Source organism: Neorhizobium sp. NCHU2750 (assembly GCF_003597675.1).
In the GTDB taxonomy this organism is placed as follows: Bacteria; Pseudomonadota; Alphaproteobacteria; order Rhizobiales; family Rhizobiaceae; genus Neorhizobium.
Genome location: NZ_CP030827.1, coordinates 1992688 through 2019163 on the forward strand (window position 1 = coordinate 1992688; position 26476 = coordinate 2019163).

The following is a 26476-nucleotide window of genomic DNA, read 5'->3' on the forward strand; positions in this document are numbered from 1 at the left end:
CAAAGACCCGCAGGCGCTTTCAGTCAAGGGCTAAACGGAAGACGGGCGTCGTCACTCCACAGTGACGACGTGGCTCAACACTCGACGACGTTGACGGCAAGCCCGCCGGTCGAGGTTTCCTTGTACTTCTCGCTCATGTCGTTGCCGGTCTGGCGCATCGTCTCGATACAGGCATCGAGCGGCACGAAATGCGTGCCGTCGCCCTTGATCGCCAGCGATGCGGCGGTGACCGCCTTGACCGCGCCGAGCGCGTTGCGCTCGATGCACGGCACCTGCACGAGGCCCGCAATCGGATCGCAGGTCATGCCGAGATGATGCTCGAGCGCGATCTCGGCGGCATTCTCGATCTGCTCCGGCGAACCGCCCATGACGGCAGCGAGCCCGGCCGCGGCCATCGCCGCAGCCGACCCGACCTCCCCCTGACAGCCGACTTCGGCGCCGGAAATCGAGGCATTGTGCTTGATGATGCCGCCGATCGCCGCCGCCGTCAGCAGGAAGTCGCGAATATCGGCCTCGGTCGCATCCTCATGGAAATGCAGGTAATATTTGAGCGTTGCGGGAATGACCCCGGCAGCCCCGTTGGTCGGCGCGGTGACGACACGACCGCCGCCGGCATTTTCCTCGTTGACCGCCATCGCATAGACGGAGAGCCAGTCATTGGCGAGGAGAGGGTTGGGACGATTGCTGCGCCACTCCTCGTTCAGCCGGTCATGGATCGCCCTCGCCCGCCGCTTGACCTTCAGCCCGCCCGGCATGATCCCGTCGACCTTGAGGCCGCGATCGATACAGCCGTTCATCGCCGCCCAGATCGCATCGATCCCCTCGTCGAGTTCCTTCTCGCTCGTCCGGGTCAACTCGTTTGCCCGCTTCATCTGCGCGATCGAAAGCCCGGCGCCATGCGACATGTCGAGCATCTGCTTTGCCGTCGAGAACGGATAGGGCACCCGGTCGCTGCCGGCGGCGTTCTTGGTCGCCCGCATCGCCGCAAGCTCGGTATCGGTGACGACGAAGCCGCCGCCGATCGAATAATAGATCCGCTTCAGGAGCAGCCGGCCGTCCTTGTCCAGCGCCGAGAAACTCATGCCGTTGGCATGGCCCGGCAGCGGCTGCTTCTTGTCGAAGACGAGGTCGGTGGCCGGCTGGAAAGCGTAAGCCGGATGGCCGGGCGGCGTAACACGCCCCGTGCGCTCGACCTCGGCGATGATATCGTCCATCCGGTCCGGATCGACTGTGTTCGGCGCCTCGCCCATCAGGCCGAGGATCACCGCCCTGCCCGTTCCGTGGCCGATGCCGGTAAAGGCGAGCGATCCGTGCAGCGATGCCTGCAGCGCGGCGACATGCGTGCCGGCCGGACGCGGCCATTCATCCGACAGGATGAGATCGAGAAACCGGTTGGCGGCGGACATCGGTCCCATCGTGTGGGAACTCGATGGCCCGATGCCGATCTTGAAGACGTCGAAGACGGAAAGAAACATGGGTGTCCCAAAAATCCAAAGGCCAGCCGATATGGGCCACGGTTAGATGCCGGCTTATCGCAGTGAGGCTACGCCATATCACCGTGCCGTCATGTTGGCCGTCCGACACTCGTTTGAGCATCAACGACATGCGTTTCCCATATGCTGCTTCGCTGGGCGAGAAGCAAGAGCGGCAGGGTTGAGACATCTGTCCCGGCACTTGCGCTGATAGCGCCTCTTGCCGCCGCCGTCGAAACAAAGCAAGAGATGCGGGATGATACGTTTCTCGGGTTCCGGCAGCTTCCCATGATTCTGGCTGATTACGTCGCACTCGCCCTGTTTGCCTTTCTCTGGGCGCTTTACTCCTGGTTTACGGCAGGCTCCGGCGGCCGTTTCCTGCCGCGCCAGAGCCTCAACAAGGCGATGGCCGAGCGCCGGCAGCGCTGGATCTACAACGCGCTGAAGCGCGAGCTGAGGATGATCGACACGCAGATCTTTGCTGGCCTGCAGAACGGCACAGCCTTTTTCGCCACCTCGTCGATCTTCGCGCTTGGCAGCTGTTTTGCCCTGCTCGGTGCCGCCGACAAGGCCGATGCGGTGTTTTCTAATCTGCCTTTCGTCCCCTATACCGGCCATGCCGCCTTCGAGCTGAAGGTGGGCGGTCTCGCCTTCCTGCTCGGCTATGCCTTCTTCAAATTCGGCTGGGCCTACCGGTTGTTCAACTATTGCACCATCCTGTTCGGTGCCCTGCCGATGACCAAGGACGCGGAGGCCGATCCCGTCCATGCGCGCCGCGCCGCCGACCATGTGGTCCGGATGAACACGATCGCCGCCGGTCACTTCAATGCCGGTCTTCGGACACTTTTTCTGTCTATCGGCTATCTCGGTTGGTTTGCCGGGCCCTATGTGTTCATGGCAACGACAGTGATCATCATCGTCGCGCTGCTACGCCGCCAGTATTTTTCCGAGGCGCGGCTCGCCATCATGGAAGACGAGTAAGGACTGAAATATTGACGCTAGCCGATACAAAACCGCAGCCGCAGGCAGGCGGGCGCTCTCCGCGCATTCTGCTGATCGACACCCTTCGCGGCGTCGCGCTGATTGCCATGGCAAGCTACCACTTCACCTGGGATCTCGAATATTTCGGCTATGTCGATCCGGGCACGGCAACGCAGGGCTTCTTCCGCATCTATGCCCGCTGCATCGCCAGCACCTTCCTGTTTCTCGTCGGCATTTCGCTGGTTCTGGCCCATGGCCGGGAGATTCGCTGGCAGGCCTTCGGCAAAAGGCTTGCCATGGTGGCCGGTGCCGCCATCCTCGTCAGCATCGCCACATTCTATATCTTCGCCGATGAATGGATCTATTTCGGCATCCTGCACAATATCGCCGTCACCAGCCTGATCGGCGTCCTGTTTACCCGCCTGCCCTGGTTCGTGCCGGGCATCGTCGCAGCCGTGATCGTCGCGCTGATGGTGACCGACTACAGCCTGGTGCCCGGCCTGATGGACAGCCCGATCTTCGACACCCGCTGGCTGTCATGGATCGGCTTTGCCGAAATGCCGCCGCGCTCCAACGATTACGTGCCGATCTTCCCCTGGATCGCCGCAGTGCTTTTCGGCATTGCCGTCGCTGGCTGCGTCGTTGCGCGCGGCTGGCACCTGAAGCTCGCCAACGTCCAGGCGCGCAAGAACATCCTCACCATGGCGGGCCAGCACAGCCTCGCCTTCTACCTGCTTCACCAGCCGGCATTGCTGGCGCTGCTCTATCTCTTCTCGCTCGTCCACCCCGCACCGCCGCCGGACCTGCGGCTAAGCTATATCAACAGCTGCCAGCCGAGCTGCATGCGCGACACCCATAATGCCGAGCTCTGCCGGAATTTCTGCAACTGCACTGCCGACAGGCTGGCCAGCGAAAACCTGATGACGTCGCTGCAGAACGGCACGATCACCCCACAGGACAACCGCATCCAGATCCTTGCACAGGAATGCTCGATCCAGGCGGAACAGCCTCAGCAATAGAGATAGAGTAAATCACGTACCGACGCCGAGTTCGGCGAGCCGCGTCAGGCAGGCTTCCTCGACGTTGTCGAGTTCCGCAAGCGTCTCGTCGATATCCTTGCGCTTCTGGCGCAGATCGTCGCGCTTCTCGTCGATGCGCTTCATCAGGAGCTTGAGCTGGCCCGTCTCGCCGGGCGGTTCCTTGTAGACCTGAATGATCTCGCGGATTTCCGCGATCGTGAAACCGATCCGGCGGCCTCTGAGAATTTCCAGGATGAGGCGACGGTCGGCTGCCCGAAACAGGCGCGTGCGCCCGCGCCGCTCCGGATGGATCAGGCCTTCGTCCTCGTAAAAACGGAGTGTGCGGGTCGACACGCCGAATTCGCGCGTCAGCTCGGTAATACTGTAATATTTGTCCACGACGGTTCCTTGCTGTCGAACCGGAAAATAATTGACTTTTACGTAACAGTCAAATCGCTGTTACTTCAGCAACCACAGCGTCGCCAGGCCGAGAAAGCTCATGAAGCCGGTCATGTCGGTGATCGCCGTGACGAACACGGCAGACGACACCGCCGGGTCGGCGCCGACCTTGTCGAGCACCAGCGGGATCATCATGCCCGCCATCGCCGCCGCCATCATGTTGATGATCATCGCCGAGGCGATCACCATGCCGATGTGGAAATCGGCAAACCACCAACCCGCCACCGAGCCGACGACGCAGCCGAACAGCATGCCGTTGATCAGCCCGACGCCCGCCTCGCGGCGCACGACGCGCCAGGCATTGTGAATGTCGAGGTCGCGGGTGGCGAGCGCGCGGACCGTCACCGTCATCGTCTGCGATCCGGCATTGCCGCCCATGCCGGCCACAATCGGCATCAGGATGGCGAGTGCCACGATTTGCTGGATCGTCCCTTCGAACAGCGAGATGACCGAGGCCGACATGAAGGCGGTGAACAGGTTGACCATCAGCCACGGCACGCGCGAGCGTGACGTGTCGACCACCGAGTCGGACAGTTCTTCGTCGCCGACACCCGACAGGCGGCGCAAATCCTCTTCCGCCTCTTCCTGGATCACGTCGACTACGTCGTCGATGGTCAGCACCCCGACCAGCCGCCCGTTGTCATCAACCACCGCCGCCGACAGAAGGTCGTACTGCTCGAAGATCTGCGCCGCCTCTTCCTGGTCCATGTCGGCCGGGATCGGGTGGTTCGTCTCCCGCATGATCGTCTCGATCCTCACCTGCCGCTTGGTGCGCAGGATGCGGTCGAGATCGATGATGCCGAGCAGCTTGAAGGTAGGATCGATGACGAAGATCTGGGTAAAGCTTTCCGGCAGACCTTCGTCGTCGCGCATGTAGTCGATCGTCTGGCCCACCGTCCAGAACGGCGGCACGGCGACGAATTCGGTCTGCATGCGCCGGCCGGCCGAGCTTTCCGGATAATCCAGCGCACGGCGAAGCCTGACCCGCTCGGTAAACGGCAGCTGCGCGAGAATTTCTTCGCGGTCCTGATGATCGAGATCCTCGAGAATGTAGACGGCATCGTCCGAATCGAGATCGCCGATCGCCGCCGCGATCTGCGCATTCGGCATCTGTTCGACGATTTCCATGCGGATAGCGTCGTCGACCTCGGTCAGCGCCGTAAGGTCGAAATCCTTGCCGAGCAGTTTGACCAAGGCCAGGCGCTGCGCCGGCAGGATCGATTCGAGTAGGTCGCCGAGTTCCGATTCGTGCAGCTTGGCGACATTCTGGCCTAAAAACAGCGTGTCCCGGTCCGCGATCGCCGCACCGACCTGGGCGAGGAAATCGGAACGGATCGATCCGTCCTCGGAATAGATGTCGTGATGGTCTTCCCCGGCCTTCTGGCGGATGAGGGTATCGTCCTTTATATCGCTCATCCATTACCCTCGCATCGGCCTGTCGCCATCCATAATTCGGCAACGGAAAACATTTAGTCAACAATCAGATAGCATGAAAGACTGAAGTAACTTTATCGACAGCCGCAGGGCGCTTGCGACAAGCTCTGCCGCCAGCGCTGATGCATCGCGCAAGAGCCAGAAGAGAGACACACCAGATGCCCGTCCGCCCTATCCTCACCTACCCGGATCCCGGCCTCTCCCGTATCTGCGAACCCGTGTCGAACTTCGGCGAAAACCTCGCCTCACTGGCCGGTGACCTCGTCGATACGATGCGTGCGGCGCCCGGCGTCGGCATCACCGCCGCCCATATCGGCGTCTTTGAACGTCTCTTCGTGCTGGAACTGGCGCCGGGAAAGGGCGTGCTGACCTATGTGAACCCCGAGATCCTCTGGGCGAGCGATGATCTGATCCGCCACATGGAAGGCAGCGTTTCCATGCCCGGCGCGACCGACGAGGTGGAACGGCCAAGACAGATCCGGCTCCGCTATCAGGACCTTGAGGGCACCAGCCATGAAGAGGAAGCACGGGATTTTCACGCCGTCTGCATCCAGCACGAGATCGACCAGCTCGACGGCATCTTCTGGCTCCGCCGCCTGTCGCGCCTGAAGCGCGAGCGGCTGGTGAAAAAATGGCAGAAGGAAAAATGACCTGAAGGAAAAAATCGCTCGCCGGCAGAACTCCTTCGCGTCTTGAGCGTTTGTCCCTGACAGCCCCAGAGGGATTGACGAATCGACGCAAGGAAGAGAGCCATGCCGCTGAAGAAGGATATCGACGACACCTCCCGCGAGGAGGATTTTCGCGATTTTGACGACCGCAATATCGATGACGGCTGGCCCTATGCCGATCAGCCAGGCGCCGCATCCGGCCCTGTGGATAACGCCGCCTATGGCAATTCCGGCGGCAAGACTGAGAGCGATCGCAATCCGGGCTTTCTCCTCGATCAGGCAGGTTTCGACGGCCTTGAGGAACCGCAGCGCGACAGCCTGCGCCCCGGCACGATGGGGCTCGAAAATTCCGACGATCTGGAAGAGCGGATTACCGACGCGATCGATGCGCTCGGCATAATCGACATGGACCTCATCGACATTCACGTCGAGCGGATGACGGTGATCGTCGAGGGCGAAGTCGATGATGCCGCGACCGCCCGCAAGATACTGCGCGTGGCGGGCGAGACCGCGGGCGTGACAAGGGTGATCAATCACCTGCGGCTAGCCGGCGTCGATAGCCGAATCCCCGATGAGGATTGACGTCACCCGATGGTGACGGAAATGGCCGGAGGTGTCTTCAGCGTGTTGCTGACGGTGCAGATCTCTTCGGCCATTTCGACGATGGCGTGACTCTCGTCGTCACTCATCTCACCTTCCACCGTGATCGACACGATGAAACGTTCGATGCGAAACGGCTCCTCATGGGATTTTTCGCCGGTCACATCCGCCGTCACACTCACGAACCGGTCGAGCAGGCCGAGCCGGCTGGCGGCTATCCTTGCACTCAGGGCCAGACAGGCGGACAGCGAGGAGAACATCAGGTCGAGCGGGTTGAAGCCCTCTTCCGAGGCGCCGGTGACGACACCCACCTGCCCGCCCGTCCGGCTTGTCACCGACGGATGACCGTTACGCGTGAGCCGTGCCGTCGCACCGATTGGGCGCGTCTTGATCTTCACATCCACCATCGCGCGCCCCGCCTCGCCTCACACAGTCTCGATTTCGGTCGGCCCGAAAATATCCTCGAAAGCCTGGCGCAGGCGGATATCCACATCCTCCATCATCACCAGCATGCCGAGATCCTCGAGACTCGTCACCCCATAGGCGCTGACGCCGCAGGGGACGATCCCGGAAAAATGTGTAAGGTCTGGATCGACATTGATGGCAAGGCCGTGAAAACTCACCCAGCGCCGCAGCCGGATGCCGAAGGCGGCGATCTTGTCTTCCGCCATGCTGCCATCCTGCAGAAGCGGTTTTTCCGGTCGCCTCACCCAGACCCCGACACGATCCTCGCGCCGCTCGCCGCGCACATTCATCAGTTCGAGCGTGCGGATCACCAGTTCTTCCAGCGCCGCCACATAGGCACGCACGTCCTGTCGGCGACGCTTGAGGTCGAGCATCACATAGGCAACCCGCTGGCCAGGCCCGTGATAGGTATATTCCCCACCACGCCCCGTCTCATAGACGGGAAACCGGTCCGGCTCGATCAGGTCGGCCGAATTGGCGCTGGTGCCGGCGGTATAGAGCGGCGGATGTTCGAGAAGCCAGACGAGTTCGTCCGCCTTTCCCTCGGCAATCGCCGCCACCTCGCGCTCCATCGTCGCGAGCGCCTCCTCGTAAGGCACAGGACAGTCTGAAATGCGCCAGCGCACCGGCGGACAGTTTGTCGCAGGCAGCATCGAATGGTTGAGATCGGTTCGGGTCAGCATGAGAGCCTTCTGGCAAGAAGATCAGGGCTTGGCAAGCATCCTGTCCGGGCACCGGCTGGCGGGCCTGACAGGGTGGTCCTTGATATGGGGATTGTGGACTTCGATTTTTATCCTTCAAAAAACTGTCACGGCACACTTGTGCTGCCGGAATCCTTTTGCTAGATGCTCCCTCGCCGACGCAAATCGGCTCTACCACGATGCGGTCGTGGCGGAATTGGTAGACGCGCAGCGTTGAGGTCGCTGTGGGGCAACCCGTGGAAGTTCGAGTCTTCTCGACCGCACCAAATAAACCCGGCTTCGGCCGGGTTTTTTCTTTTATGCCCTGCACTTGCAGAAATTTCTTCATCCAACGCATAAATTTTCTGCTGCCCGCCCGAACGCGCTTTTCAGGCTTTTTTTGATGCTTACCGCGGCCCGGATCAGACGGTACGGGATCTCTCCACCGCAAGCGACTGGATGACCAGCCGGCAGTTTTCGTTGCCCTCGGGCAGAAGTGTCATCGGATCGATCAGCCCCACCCCGACGCCGATCGCGTTGACGGCGGCCCAGCCCCAGTTGTCCTGAGCGTAACGCAGAAGCCCCGGCCCCTCGACCGCGATACAGGCCTTGCCCGCCTCCACCAATTCCTGCGAGGACACGCCCTTGAGTCGCTGCGACATCTCGGCGTGAAGCGGGGTGACGACGAGCATCATGAAAAAATAGCTGATCAGTGACGACAATCGGGCCTCCTGTACTGGACAAACAAGATAGGCACGGACCCGCTCCGCTTCCAGCATGGCGAAAAGATCACCCTACTTCGCCCGAAATGCGGCCCGCCGCGATGAACCAACCGACGCTTCGGCAAACGAGTGAGCTTCAAAAAAAATCATCGAGCCCGCCCGCCCCATCCCGCTTGAACCACATCACCGGCTATGGTTGAACACATGCGACCATTGCGAGCGCCACATGTCCGATTCCCCATTGCACAACCCGATCAAGGGCATGGCCATCATGGCCGGCTGCATGATCATCCTGCCGACAATGGATGCGATTGCCAAATACATGGCGACCTTTGAGACCATGTCACCCGGTCAGGTCACCTTCTACCGGTTCTTCTTCCAGTTCCTGACCCTGCTGCCGATCGCGTTTTTCGTGCCGGGGGCGCTGCGTGGCGGCAAGCGCCCGTGGATGAACCTCCTGCGCGGCGCCCTGCATGCAGCAGCAAGCCTGCTGTTCTTCATGGCGGTCAAATACATGCCGCTCGCCGACGTCTTCGCCATCTATTTCGTCGAGCCCTTCATGCTGACGATGATGTCGGCGCTCTTCCTCGGCGAAAAGGTCGGCTGGCGGCGCTGGCTTGCCATCATCATCGGCTTCGGTGGGGCAATGATCGTTATCCAGCCGAGCTACGAGATCTTCGGTTGGACGGCACTCCTGCCGGTCCTCTGCGCCTTCCTCTATACGCTCTACCTGTTCCTCAACCGCGCTATCGGCAATGCCGACTCACCGCTGACCATGCAGTTCGTCGCCGGCGTCGGCGGCACGCTGTTCATGACGGTCGCCCTGTTTGCCGGCCAGTCGGTCTATCCAGTGGAATTCGAAGCCTCCCTCCCGTCATCCGGGCTCGGCCTCGTTCTTCTCGTCATTCTCGGCGGCATATCGGGCTATATGCACCTGCTCGTCGTGCGCGCCTTCCGCATGGCGCCGCTGTCGCTGCTCGCACCGTTCCAGTATTTCGAGATCATTTCCGCAACGGTCCTGGGTTACCTGTTGTTTTCGGATTTCCCGACGGCATCCAAATGGCTGGGTATCGCCATCATCGTCGGCTCCGGCCTGTTCATAATCTGGCGTGAGCGGGTCAGGACGGCACAGATGGCGACCGCATCGGCGAACAATTAATCTTCGTTAACCGCGCTTCTTCTCAAGCTCTCAACTTATCGGCTCTAAGAGCGATATCAGTTTCATGATGAAACGGAGAAAGAGATGAGCGGCATACGCTTTTCTTTTCCGGCATGTGTCATAGCCGGAAAGGGCCGCATCGACAGGCATGACCTGTTGATCCTGCGGAAATATACCTTTGCGGATGGAATCCGTACCTACGAAGACGCACTCCTGCTTCTGGCGCTCAACGACATGTGCCCCATTCACTGCGATGAATGGCCGGCCTATTTCGTCGAACAGCTGACCACATTCATCGTCGACGAGGCCGCCCCCAGGGGCCGCATCGACGCGACGAAATCGGCATGGCTGATGCGCGCGCTTGCGCTCGACGGCCGCATCGTCGAGCCGGCCCAGCTCGAATGCCTGCTGCACGCCATGGAGCGTGCCGAGAGCTGTCCGGACATCCTGTCCGCCTTCGCGCTCGACCAGTTGCGCCACGCCCTTTGCGGCCGGCCGGCCGGTGGCTGCTCGGTCACCAGCCTGCGCCTTGCCGGCATCACCGCCGACGATCTCGCCTATGTCTGGCGCATCCTGCGCAAGCGGGTGAGTTCCGGCCGGCTGCTCGTCTCGGCACTTGAGGCCAGCAGCCTGCGCATGATTCAGGACATCGTGCAGGACCGCGACAATCATCCCGGCTGGGACGACGTGATGGCCTTTGTCAGCGGCGAAGAACGCGCCGGCAGCCTTCGCAACCGTCCATGGCTGATGACGACCGAAGGCGCGACCGGCTGGAACGAACGGGTAGCCTGAACCGGCGGTTCGGGATCCGGCGCTGAGCCGGACCCGGAACCCGCTCAGCACCGAGCCAGGACCCAGCCAGGATCTACCGGGCCTGTATGAAGCCTGATTGCCGGACCGGTTGACATCCGGTCGGCAACACTGTCCAAGGACGCATGCAGACAGACAACCCCGCTCTTCCCTTCGGCTATTCGCCCGTCCCGGCCGGCAAGCTTGCCAATATGGTGACCTGCCTCGATATGTCGGCGCGCCCGCCGGCACGTCCGCAGCCGCCATCGAACGGCCTGAGCGTCGAGCGCTGGCCGTCGCCCACCGTCGAGGATTACCGCGACCTTTATCGGCGGGTCGGCGAGGACTGGATGTGGGTTTCCCGCCTCGTCATGCCCGACGAGAAGCTGAAGGCAATCATCACCGATCCGCTGGTCGAGATCTATGTGCTGACAGACGGCGCACGCCGCCTCGGCCTGCTGGAACTGGATTTCCGCCAACAGGGCGAATGCGAACTCGGCTATTTCGGCGTCGTCCCTGAAGCGATCGGCAACGGCTCCGGCCGCATCCTGATGAATGCCGCCCTCGACCATGCCTGGGCAAAGCCGATCACCCGCTTCTGGGTCCATACCTGCAGCTTCGATCACCCGGCAGCACTTGCCTTCTACCAGCGCTCCGGCTTCAGGCCCTATGCGTTCATGGTCGAGGTCTGCGACGATCCGAGGCTCGACGGTCGCATGCCGAAAAGTGCCGCCCCGCATGTGCCCCTGATCGAACTTTGATCGGAGCCTGACTCCGATTACGACACGGCATGACCGGTTCCGGCTTGAGCCTTTGGCTGCCGTCATGCAAAAGTCCGCCCAGATTCGAAATACCTAATTCAGTACCAACAGGAGAGACACGATGGATGTCCGTGCCGCCGTTGCCGTTCAGGCTGGAAAACCTCTGGAAGTCATGACCGTTCAGCTCGACGGCCCGAAGGCCGGCGAGGTGCTGATCGAGGTCAAGGCGACCGGCATCTGCCACACCGACGACTTCACCCTCTCCGGCGCCGATCCGGAAGGCCTGTTCCCGGCGATCCTCGGCCACGAGGGTGCCGGCATCGTCGTCGATGTCGGACCGGGCGTCACCTCGCTGAAAAAGGGCGACCACGTCATCCCGCTCTACACGCCGGAATGCCGCGAATGCTATTCCTGCACCTCGCGCAAGACCAACCTCTGCACCTCGATCCGCTCCACTCAGGGCCAGGGCGTGATGCCTGACGGCACGAGCCGCTTCTCGATCGGCAAGGACAAGATCCATCACTACATGGGCTGCTCGACCTTCGCGAACTTCACGGTCCTGCCGGAAATCGCGCTTGCCAAGATCAATCCCGACGCTCCCTTCGACAAGGTCTGCTACATCGGCTGCGGCGTCACCACCGGCATCGGCGCCGTCATCAACACCGCCAAGGTGGAGATCGGCTCCACCGCAATCGTCTTCGGTCTCGGCGGCATTGGTCTCAACGTGCTGCAGGGCCTGCGCCTTGCCGGCGCCGACATGATCATCGGCGTCGACATCAACCCGGACCGCAAGGCCTGGGGCGAAAAGTTCGGCATGACCCACTTCGTCAACCCGAAGGAAGTCGGGGAAGACATCGTTCCTTATCTCGTCAACATGACCAAGCGTCATGGCGACCTGATCGGCGGCGCCGACTACACGTTCGACTGCACCGGCAATACCAAGGTCATGCGCCAGGCACTGGAGAGCTCGCATCGTGGTTGGGGCAAGTCGGTCATCATCGGCGTTGCCGGCGCCGGCCAGGAAATCTCCACCCGTCCGTTCCAGCTGGTCACCGGCCGCAACTGGATGGGTACCGCCTTCGGTGGCGCCCGCGGCCGCACCGACGTGCCGAAGATCGTCGACTGGTACATGGAAGGCAAGATCCAGATCGACCCGATGATCACCCACACCATGCCGCTCGAAGACATCAACAAGGGCTTCGACCTGATGCACAAGGGTGAATCAATCCGCGGCGTGGTGGTCTATTGACCACCGCTCCAAGCTACAGTGTTGACGTGCGGGGGCTCGACGAGTTCTCCGCACGCGACCTCTACGAGATGCTGAAGATGCGCGTCGACGTCTTCGTCGTCGAGCAGAACTGCCCCTATCCCGAGCTCGACGGCAACGATCCCGACTGCCTGCATCTGCGGCTGCTGGAAGGTGACGACCTGCTCGCCTGCGCCCGCCTGTGGCGACCCTCGCCGGACGTCCTGCCCCGCATCGGACGCGTCACCGTATCGCCCGCCCATCGCGGCAAGCGGCTTGGCGAGGCACTGATGCGCGAGGCGATCGCCGAGTGCGAAAAACTCTATCCGGGTGAAGCAATCGAGATCGCCGCCCAGGCGCATCTGCAGAAATTCTACGGCTCGCTCGGCTTCGAGCCGACATCGGAAGAATATCTCGAAGACGATATCCCGCACGTGGACATGGTCAGGCCGGCGACACGGTGATAGGCTGTTTGGATACCTAGCCGCCGCCATGCCACAATCGTCATGGCGGGCGGCGCCAAACGGAACTGAGCATCATGGCGCATTCGTCGGATATTTCTCTGGATGACGAGCAGCAAAAACTCATCGACCGGCTTGTCCGCGCGGGCCGTTACCACGGCGCAAACGATGTGATCGCCATGGGGCTGAAGCTGATAGAAGAGCGGGAGCGCCAAGCCGAAGCCTTCACGTCGGAACTGGAGCAGGCCGTCGATACAGGTCTGGCAAGTGGCCCCGCCACACTCATGGAAAACGGCAGCGAACTGATCGCCGCGTTTCGCAGGCCTCGATAGATCCGATGGGCACGGTCCTTCGGCGCCCGGAATTCTTAAGAGACCTGCGCAGCATCTGGCAGTTCATCGCAAGCGATAGTGAAACCCGCGCCGATGGTTTCGTGCTCGAACTGGAAAACGCTACCGACTGCTCGCCGACAATCCAGGCCTCGGGGCTCAACAGCTTCCCAGATACCCGACGATGCGGATTTTCTCCTACCGCAGCTATCTGATTATTTACGAGCCATTGCCGGATGGTACCGGAATAGAGCTTGTCCGCCTGCTGCATGCGACGCGTGATTATCATCGACATTTCGACGATTAGTTCCGTTCACCGCTCAAGCCGCCACGCTTGCCTTTCCCCTCTGCGGATCTATCATCCCTCTAAGAGAACCAGGAGAGGAAGCCACCATGTACAAATTCGAAGTCTACAAGGACAAGGCCGGCGAGTTCCGGTTCCGCTTCAAGGCGCCGAACGGCCAGACGATGTTTTCCTCCGAGGGCTATTCGGCCAAGGCATCCGCCATTGCCGCGGTCGAATCGATCAAGCAGAACGCCCCCGGCGCAGCGACCGACGACCAGACGACAGCCACCGTCTGATGTGCTAATCCGCCTGCCAGCCATTCAGAGTTCGCAGGAAGGCGAATACATTTGATCTATGTCGATGCCGATGCATGCCCGGTCAAGCCGGAAATATTGAAGGTCGCCGAACGCCACGGCTTCGAAGTCACCTTTGTTGCCAATTCCGGCCTCAGGCCCTCCCGTGATCCGATGGTGAAGAACGTCATCGTCTCCGGCGCCTTCGATGCGGCCGACGACTGGATCGCCGAGCGCGCGACACAGGGCGACATCGTCGTCACCGCCGACGTGCCGCTTGCCGGCCGCTGCGTCGAGGCCGGCGCCTTCGTCACTGGCCCGACCGGAAGGCTGTTCGACAGGACCAATATCGGCATGGCCACCGCGATGCGCGATCTCGGCGCACATCTGCGCGAGACCGGCGAGAGCAAGGGGTATAACGCCGCCTTCTCGCCGCGCGACCGGTCGGCCTTCCTCGAAACCCTGGACAGGCTGTGCCGCAGGGCGAAATCTGCCGGCTGAACGGATTTGACGGGATAGAGCATGGCGAAGGCTGGCGCGAGAGAAGCAAGACGGCACGGGCATTGGCGCCACCGACACGGGCCGTTCTTCATCGCGGTCATTGCTGCACTCATCGCCCTGCCGGTACTGATCGCCCTTCTGCCGGAACTCTGCGCCGCCCTGACGGCCATCATTTTCTTCGTCGTCTATCTCGCGTTGATCGGCGCCAGAGTTCGTCACCTTGATGCCGACCAGCTGGAAGCGAGCGGCCAGAATACCGACGAACCCGCGCCGATCATCCTCGCGGTCACCCTGCTTGCCGCCATTGTCGCCCTCGTCACCCTCTTCGAGGCGCTCAACCAGAAACAGCCGACCGGAATACTCGAGGTGGCGGTCGCTTTTGCCGCGGTCATTCTCGGCTGGTTCTCCATCCACATGATGTTTTCGCTCCATTATGCCCATCTCTACTGGCGCCCCGGCGACAAGGATGACGGAAAATCCGTCGGCGGCCTGGATTTCCCCGAGACGGAAAGGCCCGGCGCCTGGGATTTTCTCTATTTCGGCTATGTGATCGGCATGACGGCGCAGACCTCCGATGTCGGCATCACCGCGACCGACATGCGTAAAATCAACCTGCTGCATTCCGTCGTGTCTTTCTTTTTCAACACGATACTGGTAGCCGCTGCGGTCAACGCCGTCGTCTCGCTGGCGACATGAACGCCTGCGGCATGCCCCTCGGAAATGGCCACCGGTTTCGGGACAGGACATCCGCAGGAACGAAGCTCGAAAGGACCCGCCCCTTGAAGATCATTTCCCAAAACACCGCCTTCGGCGGCATGCAGGGTGTATTCGCCCATGATTCGGATGCCTGCAAATGCGAGATGACCTTCGCGGTCTTCGTTCCTCCGCAGGCGATCAGCGAGCCGCGGCCGGTTCTCTGGTATCTCTCGGGGCTCACCTGCACCCATGCGAACGTGATGGAAAAGGGTGAATACCGTCGGCTCGCCGCCGAACTCGGCCTGATCATCGTTTGCCCGGATGTCAGTCCGCGCGGCAATGACGTGCCGGACGAGTTGACCAACTGGCAGATGGGCAAGGGCGCCGGCTTCTATCTCGACGCAACCGAGAAGCCCTGGGCCGAGAACTACCAGATGTACACCTATATCACCGAGGAACTGCCCGCGCTCGTCAGCCAGCAGTTTCGCACCGACATGGACAGGCAGGGCATTTTCGGCCATTCGATGGGCGGCCACGGCGCCATGACCATCGCTCTGAAGAACCCCGACCGGTTCAGGAGTTGCTCGGCCTTCGCCCCGATCGTCGCGCCCTCGACCGCCGACTGGTCGGCCCCCGCGCTTGAAAAATATCTCGGCGCCGACAAGACCACCTGGCGCCAGTATGACGCCTGCGCGCTGGTCGCCGATGGCGCACGCTTCCCCGAATTCCTGATCGATCAGGGCAAGGCCGACAGCTTTCTCGAAAACGGTCTGCGTCCATGGCTGTTTGAAGAAGCGGTGAAGGGCACCGGCATCGGCCTTACGCTGAGAATGCAGGAGCGTTACGACCACTCCTACTACTTCATCTCCACCTTCATGGACGATCATCTGCGCTGGCATGCCGAGCGGCTTGGCTGATCGGCAAGACGGACAGTGAAAAATGACGAAGCCGGCGTTATCGCCGGCTTCATCGTTTTCGGGATCGCTCAGATCTTCCTGCGGTTATCCACCGAGAACGCACCGGCGCCGGCGAAGAACAGGTAGAGGAAGATGAACGAGAAAAGGATGGCGGCCTCGCCACCGTTCAGCGCAGGCCAGAAGCCCTTGGGGAAATGCGCCATGAAATAGGCCACCGCCATCTGTCCGGACAGGATGAAGGCCACCGGACGGGTGAGGAAGCCGATGGTGATCAGAATACCACCAACGAATTCCAGAATGGCTGCAACGAGAAGCAGTGGCGGAAGATGGTCGCCCCCCTGCGGCGCGGGGAAAGCAAAGAGCTTCATCATGCCATGCTCGAGGAACAGCAGTCCGCTCATAACTCTCAGGGCGCCAAGGCCTTGCTCTCTATAAGCGGCCAGACGATCAAATAATGCCATCGGTATCTCTCTCCGGTTGAATAAGGCGGCACAGCGATAGGCTGGGCGGCGCCTTGCCAGAAATCAATTTTATGGCATTAACCGACGAAATTTAAAAGCAACGGGTAACCTTGGCGTATCAAAGCCCGCCGGCCTCGGCATAAGCGGTGATCGCCGTTGTCCGTTGCGGACTGGCGAGGCGAAATTCGGAGGCGATGCGGTCGGCAATCTTGTTCGCGAGCGAATCGACCGCGCCCTGCGCACCGAAGGAGAGCGAGCTTTCCTGAAACGAGCCTTCCGCCACAGGGTCGCCCGAAGTCACCGAAATCGCCTTCACCGTCACGGTGGCCTGATAGCGGTAGCCGAACAGAAACTGCGACGGCTTCACCTTATCGATCCGCACCGTGAGAATGGTCCGCGGCAGCATGATCGAGCGGGTCGTCGCCTGGATCGCTGTATCGACCAGCAGATCGGTGCGGGCGATCAGCTCGCGTGAGACATCCGGCTGGGCCGTCACGAAGGCGCCGCGCACGTCATAGAGCAGCCGCTCCGACACCTCGCCAGGCACAGGCATGCGAAAGCCGGCCAGCATCAGCACGACCAGGGGCACGAGGGAAAGGCGAACGGGACGGAAAGACATGCGGAAATCCGGAACAACAGGCCCGCATGTTCGCCATTTAGGGTTAGTGAAGCCTTAAACCGATGGCTTCAACGCGGTAAAAACCGCCGCCGCAGCAACAAATTCGTCGTGCCGTTTTGCCCGGCGGTGCTCGGCCTCGGCGTCGGCGCCCCAATGCTCGCTTGTCCAGTCTTCTTCCAGATGAGCAAGCGCCCAGATATCTTCGGCGTCACGGTGGCCCTCGGCAAAGGCAAGCGCGAGGATTGCCGAACCGGTCAGCGTCGTCACGGTATGCAGCACCGCAAGCTCGATCGGGGTGTCGTATTTGCGAAGCACCGCGGAAAAGGCGAGCACCGCCTCGCGCGGCTGCTCCTTCGGCATTACGCCCTCGATCAGCTCGAAACGGGCACCGTGGTCATTGGCCACCCAGTCGACCAGCGGATCCCATTGCTCGCGCTGGCGGATGACGAGGTTTTCCGGATCATTGGCACGGTAGCAGAGCATGTCACTGGCGGAAAAGCGTAGTATATCCTCGAACACCGCCTGCGCTTCGACAGCCACGCCATCGATCGCGGTATTGACGAGACGCGTCACCGGCATGGTGCGCGGATCGATAACATCGACCTGGTTTGCCCATTCGTCACGCAGCAATTCGGCAAGTCGCGCTGTCGGCACCGAAAGCGCATTCTTCGCCGGTGTCTTGACCGGCCTGCCATCGAGATGGACCGCATGGCCGCCCTCGCCCTCGACGATCGACACTTCCTTGTAAAACCGCTTCGGCAGCGGCTTCTGCATCTGGATCTGCGCCCGCCGCGTCGGGTCCGGATGGCTCAATGCCGGGTCCTGGGCGCCCAATGGGTCGGTAAACAGTTCACGCATGTCGAATGGTCCTAGGTCTTTGGCTGTCAGTGGTCAGCCGATATGGGCGAGGATCTCGCTTGGATGGCTGACGACGGCATCGGCGCCAGCCTGTCTCAATTCGTCAACCGAGGCATAGCCCCAGGCGACACCGATGGCTGTTGCACCGGCGGCCTTTGCCATCTGCATATCGTAGATGGCATCGCCGATGACAAGCGTGTATCCCGGTCGCATGCCGGTCTCGTCGCAGCATTCCGTCACCATCGCTGGATGCGGCTTCGACGGGCAATCGTCGGCCGTGCGCGAGGCGACGAATTTGAACCCATGCGTCTCCGTCACCAGATCCAGCCCGCGACGCGACTTGCCGGTCACCGCACCGATCAGGATCTCGTCGCGGCTCTCCAGCGTGTCCATCAGTTCGCGGATGCCGGCAAACAGCGGCTCGCGGAAGTCGAGATCGTTACGAACCACCGAAAACAGCGACTTGTAATAGGCCATCATCTCGATGTCCTCGTCATCGACATGCGGCTTGCCGAGCATGCGCGAAATCGCGATGTCGAGCGTCAGGCCGATGATCGCCTTGGTCTCCGCGAAGGCGGGTTCCCGCTTGCCGAACTGGACAAAGGTGCGACGCATGGTTTCATGGATCAGGCCGGCACTGTCGACCAGCGTGCCATCGCAATCGAACAGAACGAGCTTCATTCGTCGTCATCCCTTACGCCGTTTTCGAGATCGAAGCCGAGCAGGTTCCAGCTCTGCACCATATGCGGCGGCAACGGTGCCGTCACCTTCAGGCGTCCGCCGGAAGGATGCGGGATGTCGATATGACGCGCATGCAGATGCAGCTTCTTCTGGATGCCGCCCGGAAACGGCCAGTTGATATCGTCGTCGAAATATTTCGGATCGCCGATGATCGGATGGCCGATATGGAGCGCATGGACGCGAAGCTGGTGAGTACGGCCGGTATAGGGCTCCATCTCCAGCCAGGCGAGCGACTGCGCCGCGGTTTCCAGCACGCGGTAATAGGAGATCGCATGGTCGGCGCCCTCCTCACCATGCTTGGCGATCCGCATCCTGTCACCGTCCGGTGTCTGTTCCTTGACGAGCCAGGTTGACAGCTTGTCCTCGCGCTTGCGCGGTACGCCCTTGACCAGCGACCAGTAGGTCTTCTTGGTGTCGCGCTCGCGAAACGCCGCCGTCAGCTTCTGCGCTGCGCCGCGGGTGCGGGCAATGACGAGTACGCCGGACGTATCGCGGTCGAGCCGGTGCACCAGACGCGGCTTCTCGCCCTTCGGGCTGAGCCAGGATTCAAGCATCTGGTCGATATGGCGCGTCACGCCGGAACCGCCCTGCACCGCAAGTCCGGCCGGCTTGTTCAAGACGATCACCTTGTCGTCCTCATGCAGCACCATGCGCTGCAGCAGCTCGTAATCGCCCGCATGCTTCAGGTCGTGGCCGGCAATCGGCCCCTTCTTGGCATCCGTGTCGATCGGCGGCACGCGTACCACTTGGCCCGGCTGCACGCGCGTATCGGTCTTGACCCGGCCGCCATCGACGCGCACCTGACCGGAACGCAGCAGTTTCTGCAGGGGACCGAAGCCAAGACCCGGATAATGGATCTTGAACCAACGGTCGAGACGCATGCCCGCTTCGTCCGCTTGGACCGGGATATGCTCGATGCCAGCCATCAAAGCTCTTTCTTCTATCTTTTTGATCGCCGGTCTTTAGAGCATTGCCCGCCCGAGCGCCAGCCCGGCAAAGACCGCTGCGAAAGAGAGGACCAGCGAACCGAGAACGTAAGTGGCGCTCGCCATCACCGCACCCCGCTCGAAAAGCGCCATGGCATCGAGCGTGAACGAGGACCATGTGGTGAAACCGCCAAGGACACCGGTTACCAGCAGGAGACGAAGCTCAATCGAGGCGTTGAAACGGCGGGCGATGACTTCGGTCAAGAGACCGATGGCAAAGGCGCCGACGACATTCACCGTCAACGTACCCCAGGGAAAGACTGGACCGAAACGGCGAAGCGTCCAGATGCCGACGAGATAGCGACAGACGGAGCCCAAAGCCCCGCCAAAAGCGACGATCAATAGGTTCAGCACGATTTCAACCCTTGACTGAAAGCGATAAAATCACTCATCATTAAAATGCAGTGATTGGAGTTAAGCATCGGAGAATACGCCTTCCCGTAAGGGTTGATGATCGAAGGTGAGACCAATGACCCAGATCGTGACCATTTCTGCGAATACGGCCGCGTTGAACATCGAGTCCATGCGTACACCGCGCCGGATTTCGGTGAAGGATCAGGTGGCCGATGTCAAGGCGGATGCCGAGCGCAACGCCAAGGCACGTGAAAACGTCGCCGAACCCGATGCCGTCAACGAGATGATACCGGCGACCAAGGTCGGCATCGACGTCACCACGACGGGACAGCAGCCGCAACAGCATTATTCCCTGCGCGAGGTCGAGGCCGCCTATCGCGATCTCGAAGATTGAGCCTGCCACGAGCAACCAGATACGCAAGCTACAGCATCGGCCCGAAAATCGGAATCGATTTTCGGAAAGCCTGATGCGCAGATTCAAGGAAATAGAGCGCCGTGCGTCCGCACGGCGCTCTAGGCTGAAGGCGTCTTCCCTTTAGGACCGCCTGCCCTGCAGGTCGTCACTGACCGCCCGGCACGAATGCCTTGACCGGCAGCGATACCTCGAGCTTGCCCGCCTTTTCGAAGTTGAGCGTCAAGGGCACGCTGTCACCGAGTTTGAAAGGCGTCTTCACCTTCATGAACATCAGATGCATGCCGCCCGGCTGCAGCTCGACCTTCTGTCCGGCCGGAACATCGAGACTGCCCGAAAGCTTGCGCATCGTCATCGTCTGCCCCTGCATCGACATCTCGTGAATTTCCACCGAGCCGGCCGAAGGCGACGAGGCCGACAGGAGCCGGTCATCGGCAGAGCCGCTGTTGCTGATGACGAGATAGCCGCCGCCGACCGGCTGGCCCGGCAGCATGGCGCGAACGAAGGCGCCGTCGACGGCAATATCCCCGGCCTTCGCCATGCCGCCGTCGCTCGCCTCGGCAGTGCTGCCCGACATGTTCATCTGCATGCCCATCTGCATCGCGGCATGGTCATGACCGGCCGGCGCCTTTTCGTCGGCCGCAAGCACTGGCGCGCCCTGACAGATGATGATCGCACCGAGCGCCGCCAAGGCGCTCAAAGTCCTGGTTTTCATTCTCATCTCCATGCGGTGACGGCACTCTTGCCGGATACCGCTTCCCATTGCCGATCGCCTCGAAAAACTGGATTTCAGGCAAGAGCCTCTCCCGCACGCAATATGCATGGCAACGACTGGCCCTTGCCGCAGATCTACGGCCACCGGCCTCCACGTGATCATGATGCATAGCCGAAACCACAGCCGATACAAAGTCCTGCGCAAACATCGCCTGCCCCCTCTGTCGTTGCGCCAGATCAACCGGACGCTGCGATGCGACAGAAATCGTGCTGGTTTCGACATTGGGGCCTTGCCAAACGACATGCCTCAACGATAATGAGCGCCAGACCCGTTGGGAGAAGCCGCTTTGATGCGGTGCCGAAGGAGCAACCGCCCCGGAAACTCTCAGGCAAAAGGACCACGGGCAACCGACAGGAAACTCTGGAGAGAAGCACCGCAAGGGGCTCGCCGAAGGGATAACAATCTCAGGCGAAAAGGACAGAGGGGGCTCGAAACCGACGCACCGATATTCGGTATTGGCGCGTCCAAATCTGAGCCGGCATGCGACCTGATCCCTCGATCGGGCGGGCCAAACCTGGAGGCGTCCCCATTGGGTGACCAGACCAACGACCAGACCGTTCTCAAGATCACCCCGCTGCATGCATTGCATCTGTCGCTCGGCGCCAAGATGGTTCCGTTCGCCGGCTACGACATGCCAGTCCAGTATCCGCTCGGCGTGATGAAGGAACATCTGCATACCCGCACTGCTGCCGGCCTGTTCGACGTGTCCCATATGGGCCAGGTCATCGTGAAGGCAAAATCGGGTGAATATGCCGATGCCGCCCTGGCTCTCGAAAAGCTCGTGCCGGTCGATATCCTGGCGCTCAAGGAAGGCCGCCAGCGTTATGGCTTCTTCACCGATGCAAACGGTGGCATCCTCGACGACCTGATGATCACCAATCGCGGCGACCATCTCCTCGTCGTCGTCAACGCCGCCTGCAAGGACCAGGACGTCGCCCATATGAAGGCGAACCTCGCGGGATGCGATGTGGAGCTCCTCGAAGACCGCGCCCTGATCGCCCTTCAGGGCCCGCGCGCGCAGGCCGTTCTGGCCGAACTCTGGGCCGGCGTTTCGGCCATGAAGTTCATGGATGTGCGCGAAGTGCCGCTGCACGACGTGCCCTGCATCGTCTCCCGCTCCGGCTATTCCGGTGAAGATGGCTTTGAAATCTCCGTCCCGGCCGACAAGGCCGAGGAAATCGCCAAGGCGCTGCTCGAACATCCCGACTGCGAGGCGATCGGTCTTGGCGCCCGCGACAGCCTTCGCCTCGAGGCAGGCCTGTGTCTCTACGGAAACGATATCGATACCACCACTTCGCCGATCGAAGCCTCGCTCGAATGGGCGCTGCAGAAGGCCCGCAAGACCGGCGGCGACCGCGAAGGCGGCTTCCCCGGCGCTGAACGCATTCTTGCGGAACTCGCCAACGGCACGAGCCGCCGCCGCGTCGGCCTGAAGCCGGAAGGCAAGGCACCGGTGCGTTCGCATGCCAAGCTTTATGCGGACGCCGAAGGCAAGACCGAAATCGGCGAAGTCACCTCAGGCACATTCGGCCCGAGCGTCGAGGGCCCGGTTGCCATGGGCTATCTGCCGACCGCCCAGTCCACGCCCGGCACCCAGGTCTATGCCGAGGTCCGCGGCAAGTACCTGCCGATGACCGTTGCCGCCCTGCCTTTCATCACACCGACATACAAGCGCTGACATTCGAACAAGGAGCCCGCCCCTCATCCGCCTGCCGGCACCTTCTCCCCGTTCTGACTGGGAGAAGGACGACGTGGCACCACCTTCGCTCATTCTCGAAAGTCGAGCGGGGCAAGTCCCCTCTCCCCGCCAGCGGGGAGAGGGCTAGGGTGAGGGGCAAGCGCCACCCCGAAAAGCAAGCCGAACACACGAAACACAACAAACAAGACCAGAGGAACAAATCCATGTTGAAATTCACCGCTGAACACGAATGGCTGAAGCTTGAGGGCGATGTCGCCACCGTCGGCATCACCCAGCACGCCGCCGACCAGCTCGGCGATCTCGTTTTCGTCGAACTGCCGGAAGTCGGCGCCGAACTGGTAAAGGACGGCAATGCCGCCACCGTCGAAAGCGTCAAGGCCGCCTCCGACGTCTATTCCCCGCTCGATGGCGAAGTCGTCGAAATCAACCAGGCGATCGTCGACGATCCGTCGCTCGTCAATTCCGACCCGCAGGCCGCCGCATGGTTCTTCAAGCTCAAGCTGAAGAACGTGTCCGACGTCGACGGACTGATGGACGAAGCTGCCTACAAGGACCTGATCGGATGACCGATAACACCGATTTCCATTTCACCGACTACAATCCGTATGACTTCGCCAACCGGCGTCATATCGGCCCCTCGCCGGCCGAGATGACCGCCATGCTGAAGGTCATCGGTTACAAGTCGCTCGACGCGCTGATCGATGCCACCGTTCCCTCCTCGATCCGCCAGCAGGCTCCGCTCGCCTGGGGTGCGGCACTCTCCGAACGCGAAGCGCTCGACAAGCTGCGCGAGACGGCCAACAAGAACAAGGTCCTGACCTCGCTGATCGGCCAGGGCTATTACGGCACGATCACGCCACCGGTCATCCAGCGCAACATCCTGGAAAATCCGGCCTGGTACACGGCCTACACGCCCTACCAGCCGGAAATCTCCCAGGGCCGTCTTGAGGCGCTGTTGAACTTCCAGACGATGATTTCGGACCTGACCGGCCTCGACGTCTCCAACGCGTCGCTCCTGGACGAGGCAACCGCCGCCGCCGAAGCCATGGCGCTCTGCCAGCGTCAGGCGAAGACCAAGGCGACCGCCTTCTTCGTCGACAAGGCCTGCCACCCGCAGACCATCGCGCTCATCGAAACCCGCGCCGCCCCGCTCGGCTGGAGCGTCATCGTCGGCGATCCGATGACCGATCTCGACCCGGTCGACGTCTTCGGCGCGATCTTCCAGTATCCGGGCACCCATGGCGAAGTCCGTGATTTCACCGGCCTGATCTCCCGCCTGCACCAGACCGGCGCCGTCGCCGCCGTAGCCGCCGACCTTCTGGCGCTGACGCTGCTGAAGTCGCCGGGCGAAATGGGTGCAGACATCGCCATCGGCTCGTCGCAGCGCTTCGGCGTTCCGGTCGGCTATGGTGGCCCGCATGCCGCCTATATGGCCGTCAAGGATGCCCATAAGCGCGCCATGCCCGGCCGTCTCGTCGGCGTCTCGGTCGATGCCCGCGGCAACCGCGCCTACCGCCTGTCGCTGCAGACTCGCGAACAGCATATCCGCCGCGAAAAGGCGACGTCGAACATCTGCACCGCGCAGGTCCTGCTCGCCGTCATGGCCTCGATGTACGGCGTCTTCCACGGTCCGCAGGGCCTGAAGGCGATTGCCCAGGCGGTTCACAAGAAGGCCGTGCTGATGGCCAAGGGCCTTGAAAAGCTCGGCTACACGGTTGAACAGGAAACCTTCTTCGACACGATCACCGTCGAGGTCGGCCACATGCAGGGCCTCATCCTGCGTGCCGCGGTCGCCGAGGGCGTCAACCTGCGCAAGGTCGGTGAGACCAAGATCGGCATGTCGCTAGACGAACGCACCCGCCCGGCGACGCTGGAAGCCGTCTGGCGCGCTTTCGGCGGCGACTTCAAGGTCTCGGATTTCGAGGTCGAGTATCGCCTGCCCAAGGCTCTTCTCAGGAAATCGGATTACATGACCCATCCGATCTTCCACATGAACCGCGCCGAAAGCGAGATGACCCGCTACATCCGCCGCCTGTCCGACCGCGACCTCGCGCTCGACCGAGCAATGATCCCGCTCGGCTCCTGCACGATGAAGCTGAACGCCACGGCGGAAATGCTGCCGATCACCTGGCCGGAATTTTCGGATATCCATCCCTTCGTTCCGCAGGACCAGGCGCTGGGCTACAAGGAAATGATCGACGACCTGTCGCAGAAACTTTGCCAGGTCACCGGTTACGACGCCTTCTCCATGCAGCCGAATTCCGGCGCGCAGGGCGAATATGCGGGCCTGCTCACCATTCGCAATTACCACATTGCCAATGGCGATGCGCATCGCGATGTCTGCCTCATCCCGACATCCGCGCACGGCACCAACCCGGCTTCGGCGCAGATGGTCGGCATGAAGGTCGTCGTCGTCAAGGTTCGCGACAACGGCGATATCGACCTCGACGATTTCCGCGCCAAGGCGGAACAGTATGCAGCAAACCTGTCGGCCTGCATGATCACCTATCCTTCGACTCACGGCGTGTTCGAGGAGACGGCGAAGGAAATCTGCGACATCACCCACAAGCATGGTGGCCAGGTCTATCTCGACGGCGCCAACATGAACGCCATGGTCGGCCTGTCCCGCCCCGGCGACATCGGCTCCGACGTGTCGCACCTGAACCTGCACAAGACCTTCTGCATCCCGCATGGCGGCGGCGGTCCCGGCATGGGCCCGATCGGCGTCAAGGCGCATCTGGCACCCTACCTGCCGGGTCACCCGGAATATGACGGTCGCGAAGGTGCAGTCTCGGCTGCTCCCTTCGGTTCGCCGTCGATCCTGCCGATCTCCTGGTCCTATTGCCTGATGATGGGCGGCGAAGGCCTGACCCAGGCAACCAAGGCGGCGATCCTCAACGCCAACTATATCGCGGCACGACTGAAGGGCGCCTATGACGTGCTCTACAAGTCGGAAGCCGGCCGCGTGGCGCATGAATGCATCATCGACACCCGCCCGCTCAACGCCTCTGCGGGCGTCACGGTGGACGACGTGGCCAAGCGCCTGATCGATTGCGGTTTCCACGCCCCGACCATGAGCTGGCCGGTTGCCGGCACGCTGATGATCGAGCCGACCGAATCGGAGACCAAGGCCGAACTCGACCGCTTCTGCGAAGCGATGCTGGCGATCCGCGAGGAAGCCCGCGACATCGAGGAAGGCCGGATGGACAAGGCCAACAACCCGCTGAAGAACGCCCCGCACACGGTGGAAGACCTCGTCGGCGAATGGGATCGCCCCTATTCCCGCGAACAGGCCTGCTACCCGCCGGGCGCCTTCAGGGTCGACAAATACTGGTCGCCGGTCAACCGCGTCGACAATGTCTATGGCGACCGCAACCTCGTCTGCTCCTGCCCGCCGCTGGAGGACTATGCGGAAGCAGCCGAGTAAGGGCTCTGCAAAGAGTTTTTGGGAAGGCCGCCATGTGCGGCCTTTTCTTGTTTCGGCATATCTTGCTTTGCCGCAGATATGACTTATCATAGAGAGCATCGAACTTTGCTTGCGACTCCGTCGGCTGCCTCATGGCACTTTCTGATTTCCTCTCATCGTCGATCTACCGCCGGTCTTGGCACCGGTAACACCAACGATTGAAAGGA

General features: G+C 61.6%; 33 protein-coding genes, 1 tRNA gene and 2 riboswitches. Of the genes, 21 read left to right on the forward strand and 13 right to left on the reverse strand.

The genetic code is table 11. From position 1 onward, the window contains the following. Nucleotides 1-74: 74 nt before the first annotated feature. Nucleotides 75-1475 carry an L-serine ammonia-lyase gene (locus NCHU2750_RS09755; protein ID WP_119940256.1) on the reverse strand — a complete coding sequence of 467 codons (1401 nt, stop codon included), beginning with the start codon at nucleotides 1473-1475 and terminating at the stop codon, nucleotides 75-77. A 285-nt stretch (nucleotides 1476-1760) separates the two neighbouring features. Between NCHU2750_RS09755 and NCHU2750_RS09760 the strand changes: the two genes are divergently transcribed. Then, nucleotides 1761-2453 carry a DUF599 domain-containing protein gene (locus NCHU2750_RS09760; protein WP_119943178.1) on the forward strand — a complete coding sequence of 231 codons (693 nt, stop codon included), beginning with the start codon at nucleotides 1761-1763 and terminating at the stop codon, nucleotides 2451-2453. An 11-nt stretch (nucleotides 2454-2464) separates the two neighbouring features. Further along, entirely contained in the window at nucleotides 2465-3472 is a 1008-nt protein-coding gene (locus NCHU2750_RS09765; protein ID WP_119940257.1) for a heparan-alpha-glucosaminide N-acetyltransferase, read from the forward strand. Nucleotides 3473-3484: 12 nt separating this feature from the next. On the opposite strand, the gene NCHU2750_RS09770 is transcribed toward NCHU2750_RS09765, so the two are convergent. Together NCHU2750_RS09770 and mgtE are read right to left on the reverse strand one after the other, a co-directional pair. Further along, on the reverse strand, nucleotides 3485-3871 hold the full coding sequence (locus NCHU2750_RS09770; protein WP_119940258.1) for a MerR family transcriptional regulator: 387 nt from the start codon (nucleotides 3869-3871) through the stop codon (nucleotides 3485-3487). Between the two features lie 60 nt (nucleotides 3872-3931). Then, on the reverse strand, nucleotides 3932-5347 hold the full coding sequence (gene mgtE / locus NCHU2750_RS09775) for a magnesium transporter (RefSeq protein WP_119940259.1): 1416 nt from the start codon (nucleotides 5345-5347) through the stop codon (nucleotides 3932-3934). A gap of 176 nt (nucleotides 5348-5523) precedes the next feature. On the opposite strand from mgtE, the gene NCHU2750_RS09780 reads away from it, so the two are divergent. Beyond that, nucleotides 5524-6015: a peptide deformylase gene (locus tag NCHU2750_RS09780; protein WP_119940260.1), complete on the forward strand. Its 492-nt coding sequence runs from the start codon at nucleotides 5524-5526 to the stop codon at nucleotides 6013-6015. A gap of 102 nt (nucleotides 6016-6117) precedes the next feature. Beyond that, nucleotides 6118-6615, forward strand: coding sequence for a BON domain-containing protein (locus NCHU2750_RS09785; protein ID WP_119940261.1), 498 nt, complete (start codon nucleotides 6118-6120; stop codon nucleotides 6613-6615). Nucleotides 6616-6617: 2 nt separating this feature from the next. Here the strand turns inward: NCHU2750_RS09785 and NCHU2750_RS09790 are convergent, their stop codons facing one another. Together NCHU2750_RS09790 and lipB are read right to left on the reverse strand one after the other, a co-directional pair. Continuing rightward, nucleotides 6618-7040 (reverse strand): OsmC family protein, encoded by a 423-nt coding sequence (locus NCHU2750_RS09790; RefSeq protein ID WP_119940262.1) that lies wholly within the window; start codon nucleotides 7038-7040, stop codon nucleotides 6618-6620. Nucleotides 7041-7058: 18 nt separating this feature from the next. Further along, a complete protein-coding gene (lipB, locus tag NCHU2750_RS09795; RefSeq protein WP_119940263.1) occupies nucleotides 7059-7781 on the reverse strand; it encodes a lipoyl(octanoyl) transferase LipB in 723 nt (240 codons plus the stop codon). A gap of 199 nt (nucleotides 7782-7980) precedes the next feature. Between lipB and NCHU2750_RS09805 the strand changes: the two genes are divergently transcribed. Beyond that, a tRNA-Leu gene (locus tag NCHU2750_RS09805) sits at nucleotides 7981-8065 on the forward strand. 135 nt (nucleotides 8066-8200) lie between these two features. Here the strand turns inward: NCHU2750_RS09805 and NCHU2750_RS09810 are convergent. Next, complete coding sequence (locus NCHU2750_RS09810) at nucleotides 8201-8500, reverse strand: hypothetical protein (RefSeq protein ID WP_119940265.1); 300 nt, start codon at nucleotides 8498-8500, stop codon at nucleotides 8201-8203. A gap of 226 nt (nucleotides 8501-8726) precedes the next feature. Here NCHU2750_RS09810 and NCHU2750_RS09815 point away from each other — a divergent pair, with 226 nt between their 5' ends. The 12 genes from NCHU2750_RS09815 (at nucleotide 8727) to fghA (ending at nucleotide 15938) form a co-directional block, all read left to right on the forward strand. Beyond that, complete coding sequence (locus NCHU2750_RS09815) at nucleotides 8727-9659, forward strand: DMT family transporter (protein ID WP_119940266.1); 933 nt, start codon at nucleotides 8727-8729, stop codon at nucleotides 9657-9659. Between the two features lie 84 nt (nucleotides 9660-9743). Next, nucleotides 9744-10451 carry a hypothetical protein gene (locus tag NCHU2750_RS09820; protein WP_119940267.1) on the forward strand — a complete coding sequence of 236 codons (708 nt, stop codon included), beginning with the start codon at nucleotides 9744-9746 and terminating at the stop codon, nucleotides 10449-10451. 143 nt (nucleotides 10452-10594) lie between these two features. Then, a complete protein-coding gene (locus NCHU2750_RS09825; protein ID WP_119940268.1) occupies nucleotides 10595-11209 on the forward strand; it encodes a GNAT family N-acetyltransferase in 615 nt (204 codons plus the stop codon). A 121-nt stretch (nucleotides 11210-11330) separates the two neighbouring features. Then, entirely contained in the window at nucleotides 11331-12458 is a 1128-nt protein-coding gene (locus tag NCHU2750_RS09830; protein WP_119940269.1) for an S-(hydroxymethyl)glutathione dehydrogenase/class III alcohol dehydrogenase, read from the forward strand. Next, entirely contained in the window at nucleotides 12455-12919 is a 465-nt protein-coding gene (locus tag NCHU2750_RS09835; RefSeq protein ID WP_245480377.1) for a GNAT family N-acetyltransferase, read from the forward strand. The genes NCHU2750_RS09830 and NCHU2750_RS09835 overlap by 4 nt, the downstream gene beginning before the upstream one ends. Nucleotides 12920-12993: 74 nt before the next feature. Then, nucleotides 12994-13248 carry a type II toxin-antitoxin system ParD family antitoxin gene (locus NCHU2750_RS09840; RefSeq protein ID WP_119940270.1) on the forward strand — a complete coding sequence of 85 codons (255 nt, stop codon included), beginning with the start codon at nucleotides 12994-12996 and terminating at the stop codon, nucleotides 13246-13248. A gap of 5 nt (nucleotides 13249-13253) precedes the next feature. After that, nucleotides 13254-13460, forward strand: coding sequence for a type II toxin-antitoxin system RelE/ParE family toxin (locus NCHU2750_RS30445; protein ID WP_162939567.1), 207 nt, complete (start codon nucleotides 13254-13256; stop codon nucleotides 13458-13460). After that, on the forward strand, nucleotides 13376-13552 hold the full coding sequence (locus NCHU2750_RS31295; protein WP_119940271.1) for a type II toxin-antitoxin system RelE/ParE family toxin: 177 nt from the start codon (nucleotides 13376-13378) through the stop codon (nucleotides 13550-13552). Before NCHU2750_RS30445 ends, NCHU2750_RS31295 begins: the two co-directional genes overlap by 85 nt. An 86-nt stretch (nucleotides 13553-13638) precedes the next feature. Further along, nucleotides 13639-13827, forward strand: a complete 189-nt coding sequence (locus NCHU2750_RS09850) for a YegP family protein (protein ID WP_119940272.1) — start codon at nucleotides 13639-13641, stop codon at nucleotides 13825-13827. Between the two features lie 51 nt (nucleotides 13828-13878). Continuing rightward, entirely contained in the window at nucleotides 13879-14325 is a 447-nt protein-coding gene (locus tag NCHU2750_RS09855; protein ID WP_119940273.1) for a YaiI/YqxD family protein, read from the forward strand. Between the two features lie 21 nt (nucleotides 14326-14346). Further along, nucleotides 14347-15021 (forward strand): DUF1345 domain-containing protein, encoded by a 675-nt coding sequence (locus tag NCHU2750_RS09860; RefSeq protein WP_119940274.1) that lies wholly within the window; start codon nucleotides 14347-14349, stop codon nucleotides 15019-15021. Nucleotides 15022-15104: 83 nt separating this feature from the next. Next, complete coding sequence (gene fghA / locus NCHU2750_RS09865) at nucleotides 15105-15938, forward strand: S-formylglutathione hydrolase (protein WP_119940275.1); 834 nt, start codon at nucleotides 15105-15107, stop codon at nucleotides 15936-15938. A gap of 68 nt (nucleotides 15939-16006) precedes the next feature. Here the strand turns inward: fghA and NCHU2750_RS09870 are convergent, their stop codons facing one another. The 6 genes from NCHU2750_RS09870 to crcB form a co-directional block, all read right to left on the reverse strand. Then, nucleotides 16007-16399 carry a DoxX family protein gene (locus tag NCHU2750_RS09870; protein WP_119940276.1) on the reverse strand — a complete coding sequence of 131 codons (393 nt, stop codon included), beginning with the start codon at nucleotides 16397-16399 and terminating at the stop codon, nucleotides 16007-16009. 118 nt (nucleotides 16400-16517) lie between these two features. Further along, a complete protein-coding gene (locus NCHU2750_RS09875) occupies nucleotides 16518-17018 on the reverse strand; it encodes a hypothetical protein (RefSeq protein WP_119940277.1) in 501 nt (166 codons plus the stop codon). Between the two features lie 54 nt (nucleotides 17019-17072). Further along, a complete protein-coding gene (locus NCHU2750_RS09880) occupies nucleotides 17073-17876 on the reverse strand; it encodes an ATP12 family chaperone protein (RefSeq protein ID WP_119940278.1) in 804 nt (267 codons plus the stop codon). A gap of 33 nt (nucleotides 17877-17909) precedes the next feature. Beyond that, nucleotides 17910-18557 (reverse strand): HAD-IA family hydrolase, encoded by a 648-nt coding sequence (locus tag NCHU2750_RS09885; RefSeq protein WP_119940279.1) that lies wholly within the window; start codon nucleotides 18555-18557, stop codon nucleotides 17910-17912. Next, nucleotides 18554-19543, reverse strand: a complete 990-nt coding sequence (locus NCHU2750_RS09890) for an RluA family pseudouridine synthase (RefSeq protein ID WP_119940280.1) — start codon at nucleotides 19541-19543, stop codon at nucleotides 18554-18556. Before NCHU2750_RS09890 ends, NCHU2750_RS09885 begins: the two co-directional genes overlap by 4 nt. Nucleotides 19544-19579: 36 nt before the next feature. Continuing rightward, nucleotides 19580-19957, reverse strand: coding sequence for a fluoride efflux transporter CrcB (gene crcB / locus NCHU2750_RS09895; protein ID WP_119940281.1), 378 nt, complete (start codon nucleotides 19955-19957; stop codon nucleotides 19580-19582). Nucleotides 19958-20072: 115 nt separating this feature from the next. Between crcB and NCHU2750_RS09900 the strand changes: the two genes are divergently transcribed. Further along, nucleotides 20073-20351 (forward strand): hypothetical protein, encoded by a 279-nt coding sequence (locus NCHU2750_RS09900; RefSeq protein WP_119940282.1) that lies wholly within the window; start codon nucleotides 20073-20075, stop codon nucleotides 20349-20351. A 166-nt stretch (nucleotides 20352-20517) separates the two neighbouring features. On the opposite strand, the gene NCHU2750_RS09905 is transcribed toward NCHU2750_RS09900, so the two are convergent. Beyond that, a complete protein-coding gene (locus NCHU2750_RS09905) occupies nucleotides 20518-21084 on the reverse strand; it encodes a copper chaperone PCu(A)C (protein WP_119940283.1) in 567 nt (188 codons plus the stop codon). Nucleotides 21085-21406: 322 nt separating this feature from the next. Beyond that, a riboswitch (glycine riboswitch) is annotated at nucleotides 21407-21493 on the forward strand. A 1-nt stretch (nucleotide 21494) separates the two neighbouring features. Then, nucleotides 21495-21575: riboswitch (glycine riboswitch) on the forward strand. A 98-nt stretch (nucleotides 21576-21673) separates the two neighbouring features. Between NCHU2750_RS09905 and gcvT the strand changes: the two genes are divergently transcribed. The 3 genes from gcvT to gcvP all read left to right on the forward strand — a co-directional run bounded on the left by gcvT (nucleotide 21674) and on the right by gcvP (nucleotide 26270). Then, nucleotides 21674-22822 (forward strand): glycine cleavage system aminomethyltransferase GcvT, encoded by a 1149-nt coding sequence (gcvT, locus tag NCHU2750_RS09910; protein WP_119940284.1) that lies wholly within the window; start codon nucleotides 21674-21676, stop codon nucleotides 22820-22822. 224 nt (nucleotides 22823-23046) lie between these two features. Beyond that, nucleotides 23047-23409: a glycine cleavage system protein GcvH gene (gene gcvH, locus NCHU2750_RS09915; protein WP_119940285.1), complete on the forward strand. Its 363-nt coding sequence runs from the start codon at nucleotides 23047-23049 to the stop codon at nucleotides 23407-23409. Beyond that, nucleotides 23406-26270, forward strand: coding sequence for an aminomethyl-transferring glycine dehydrogenase (gcvP, locus tag NCHU2750_RS09920; protein ID WP_119940286.1), 2865 nt, complete (start codon nucleotides 23406-23408; stop codon nucleotides 26268-26270). Before gcvH ends, gcvP begins: the two co-directional genes overlap by 4 nt. Nucleotides 26271-26476 lie beyond the last annotated feature (206 nt).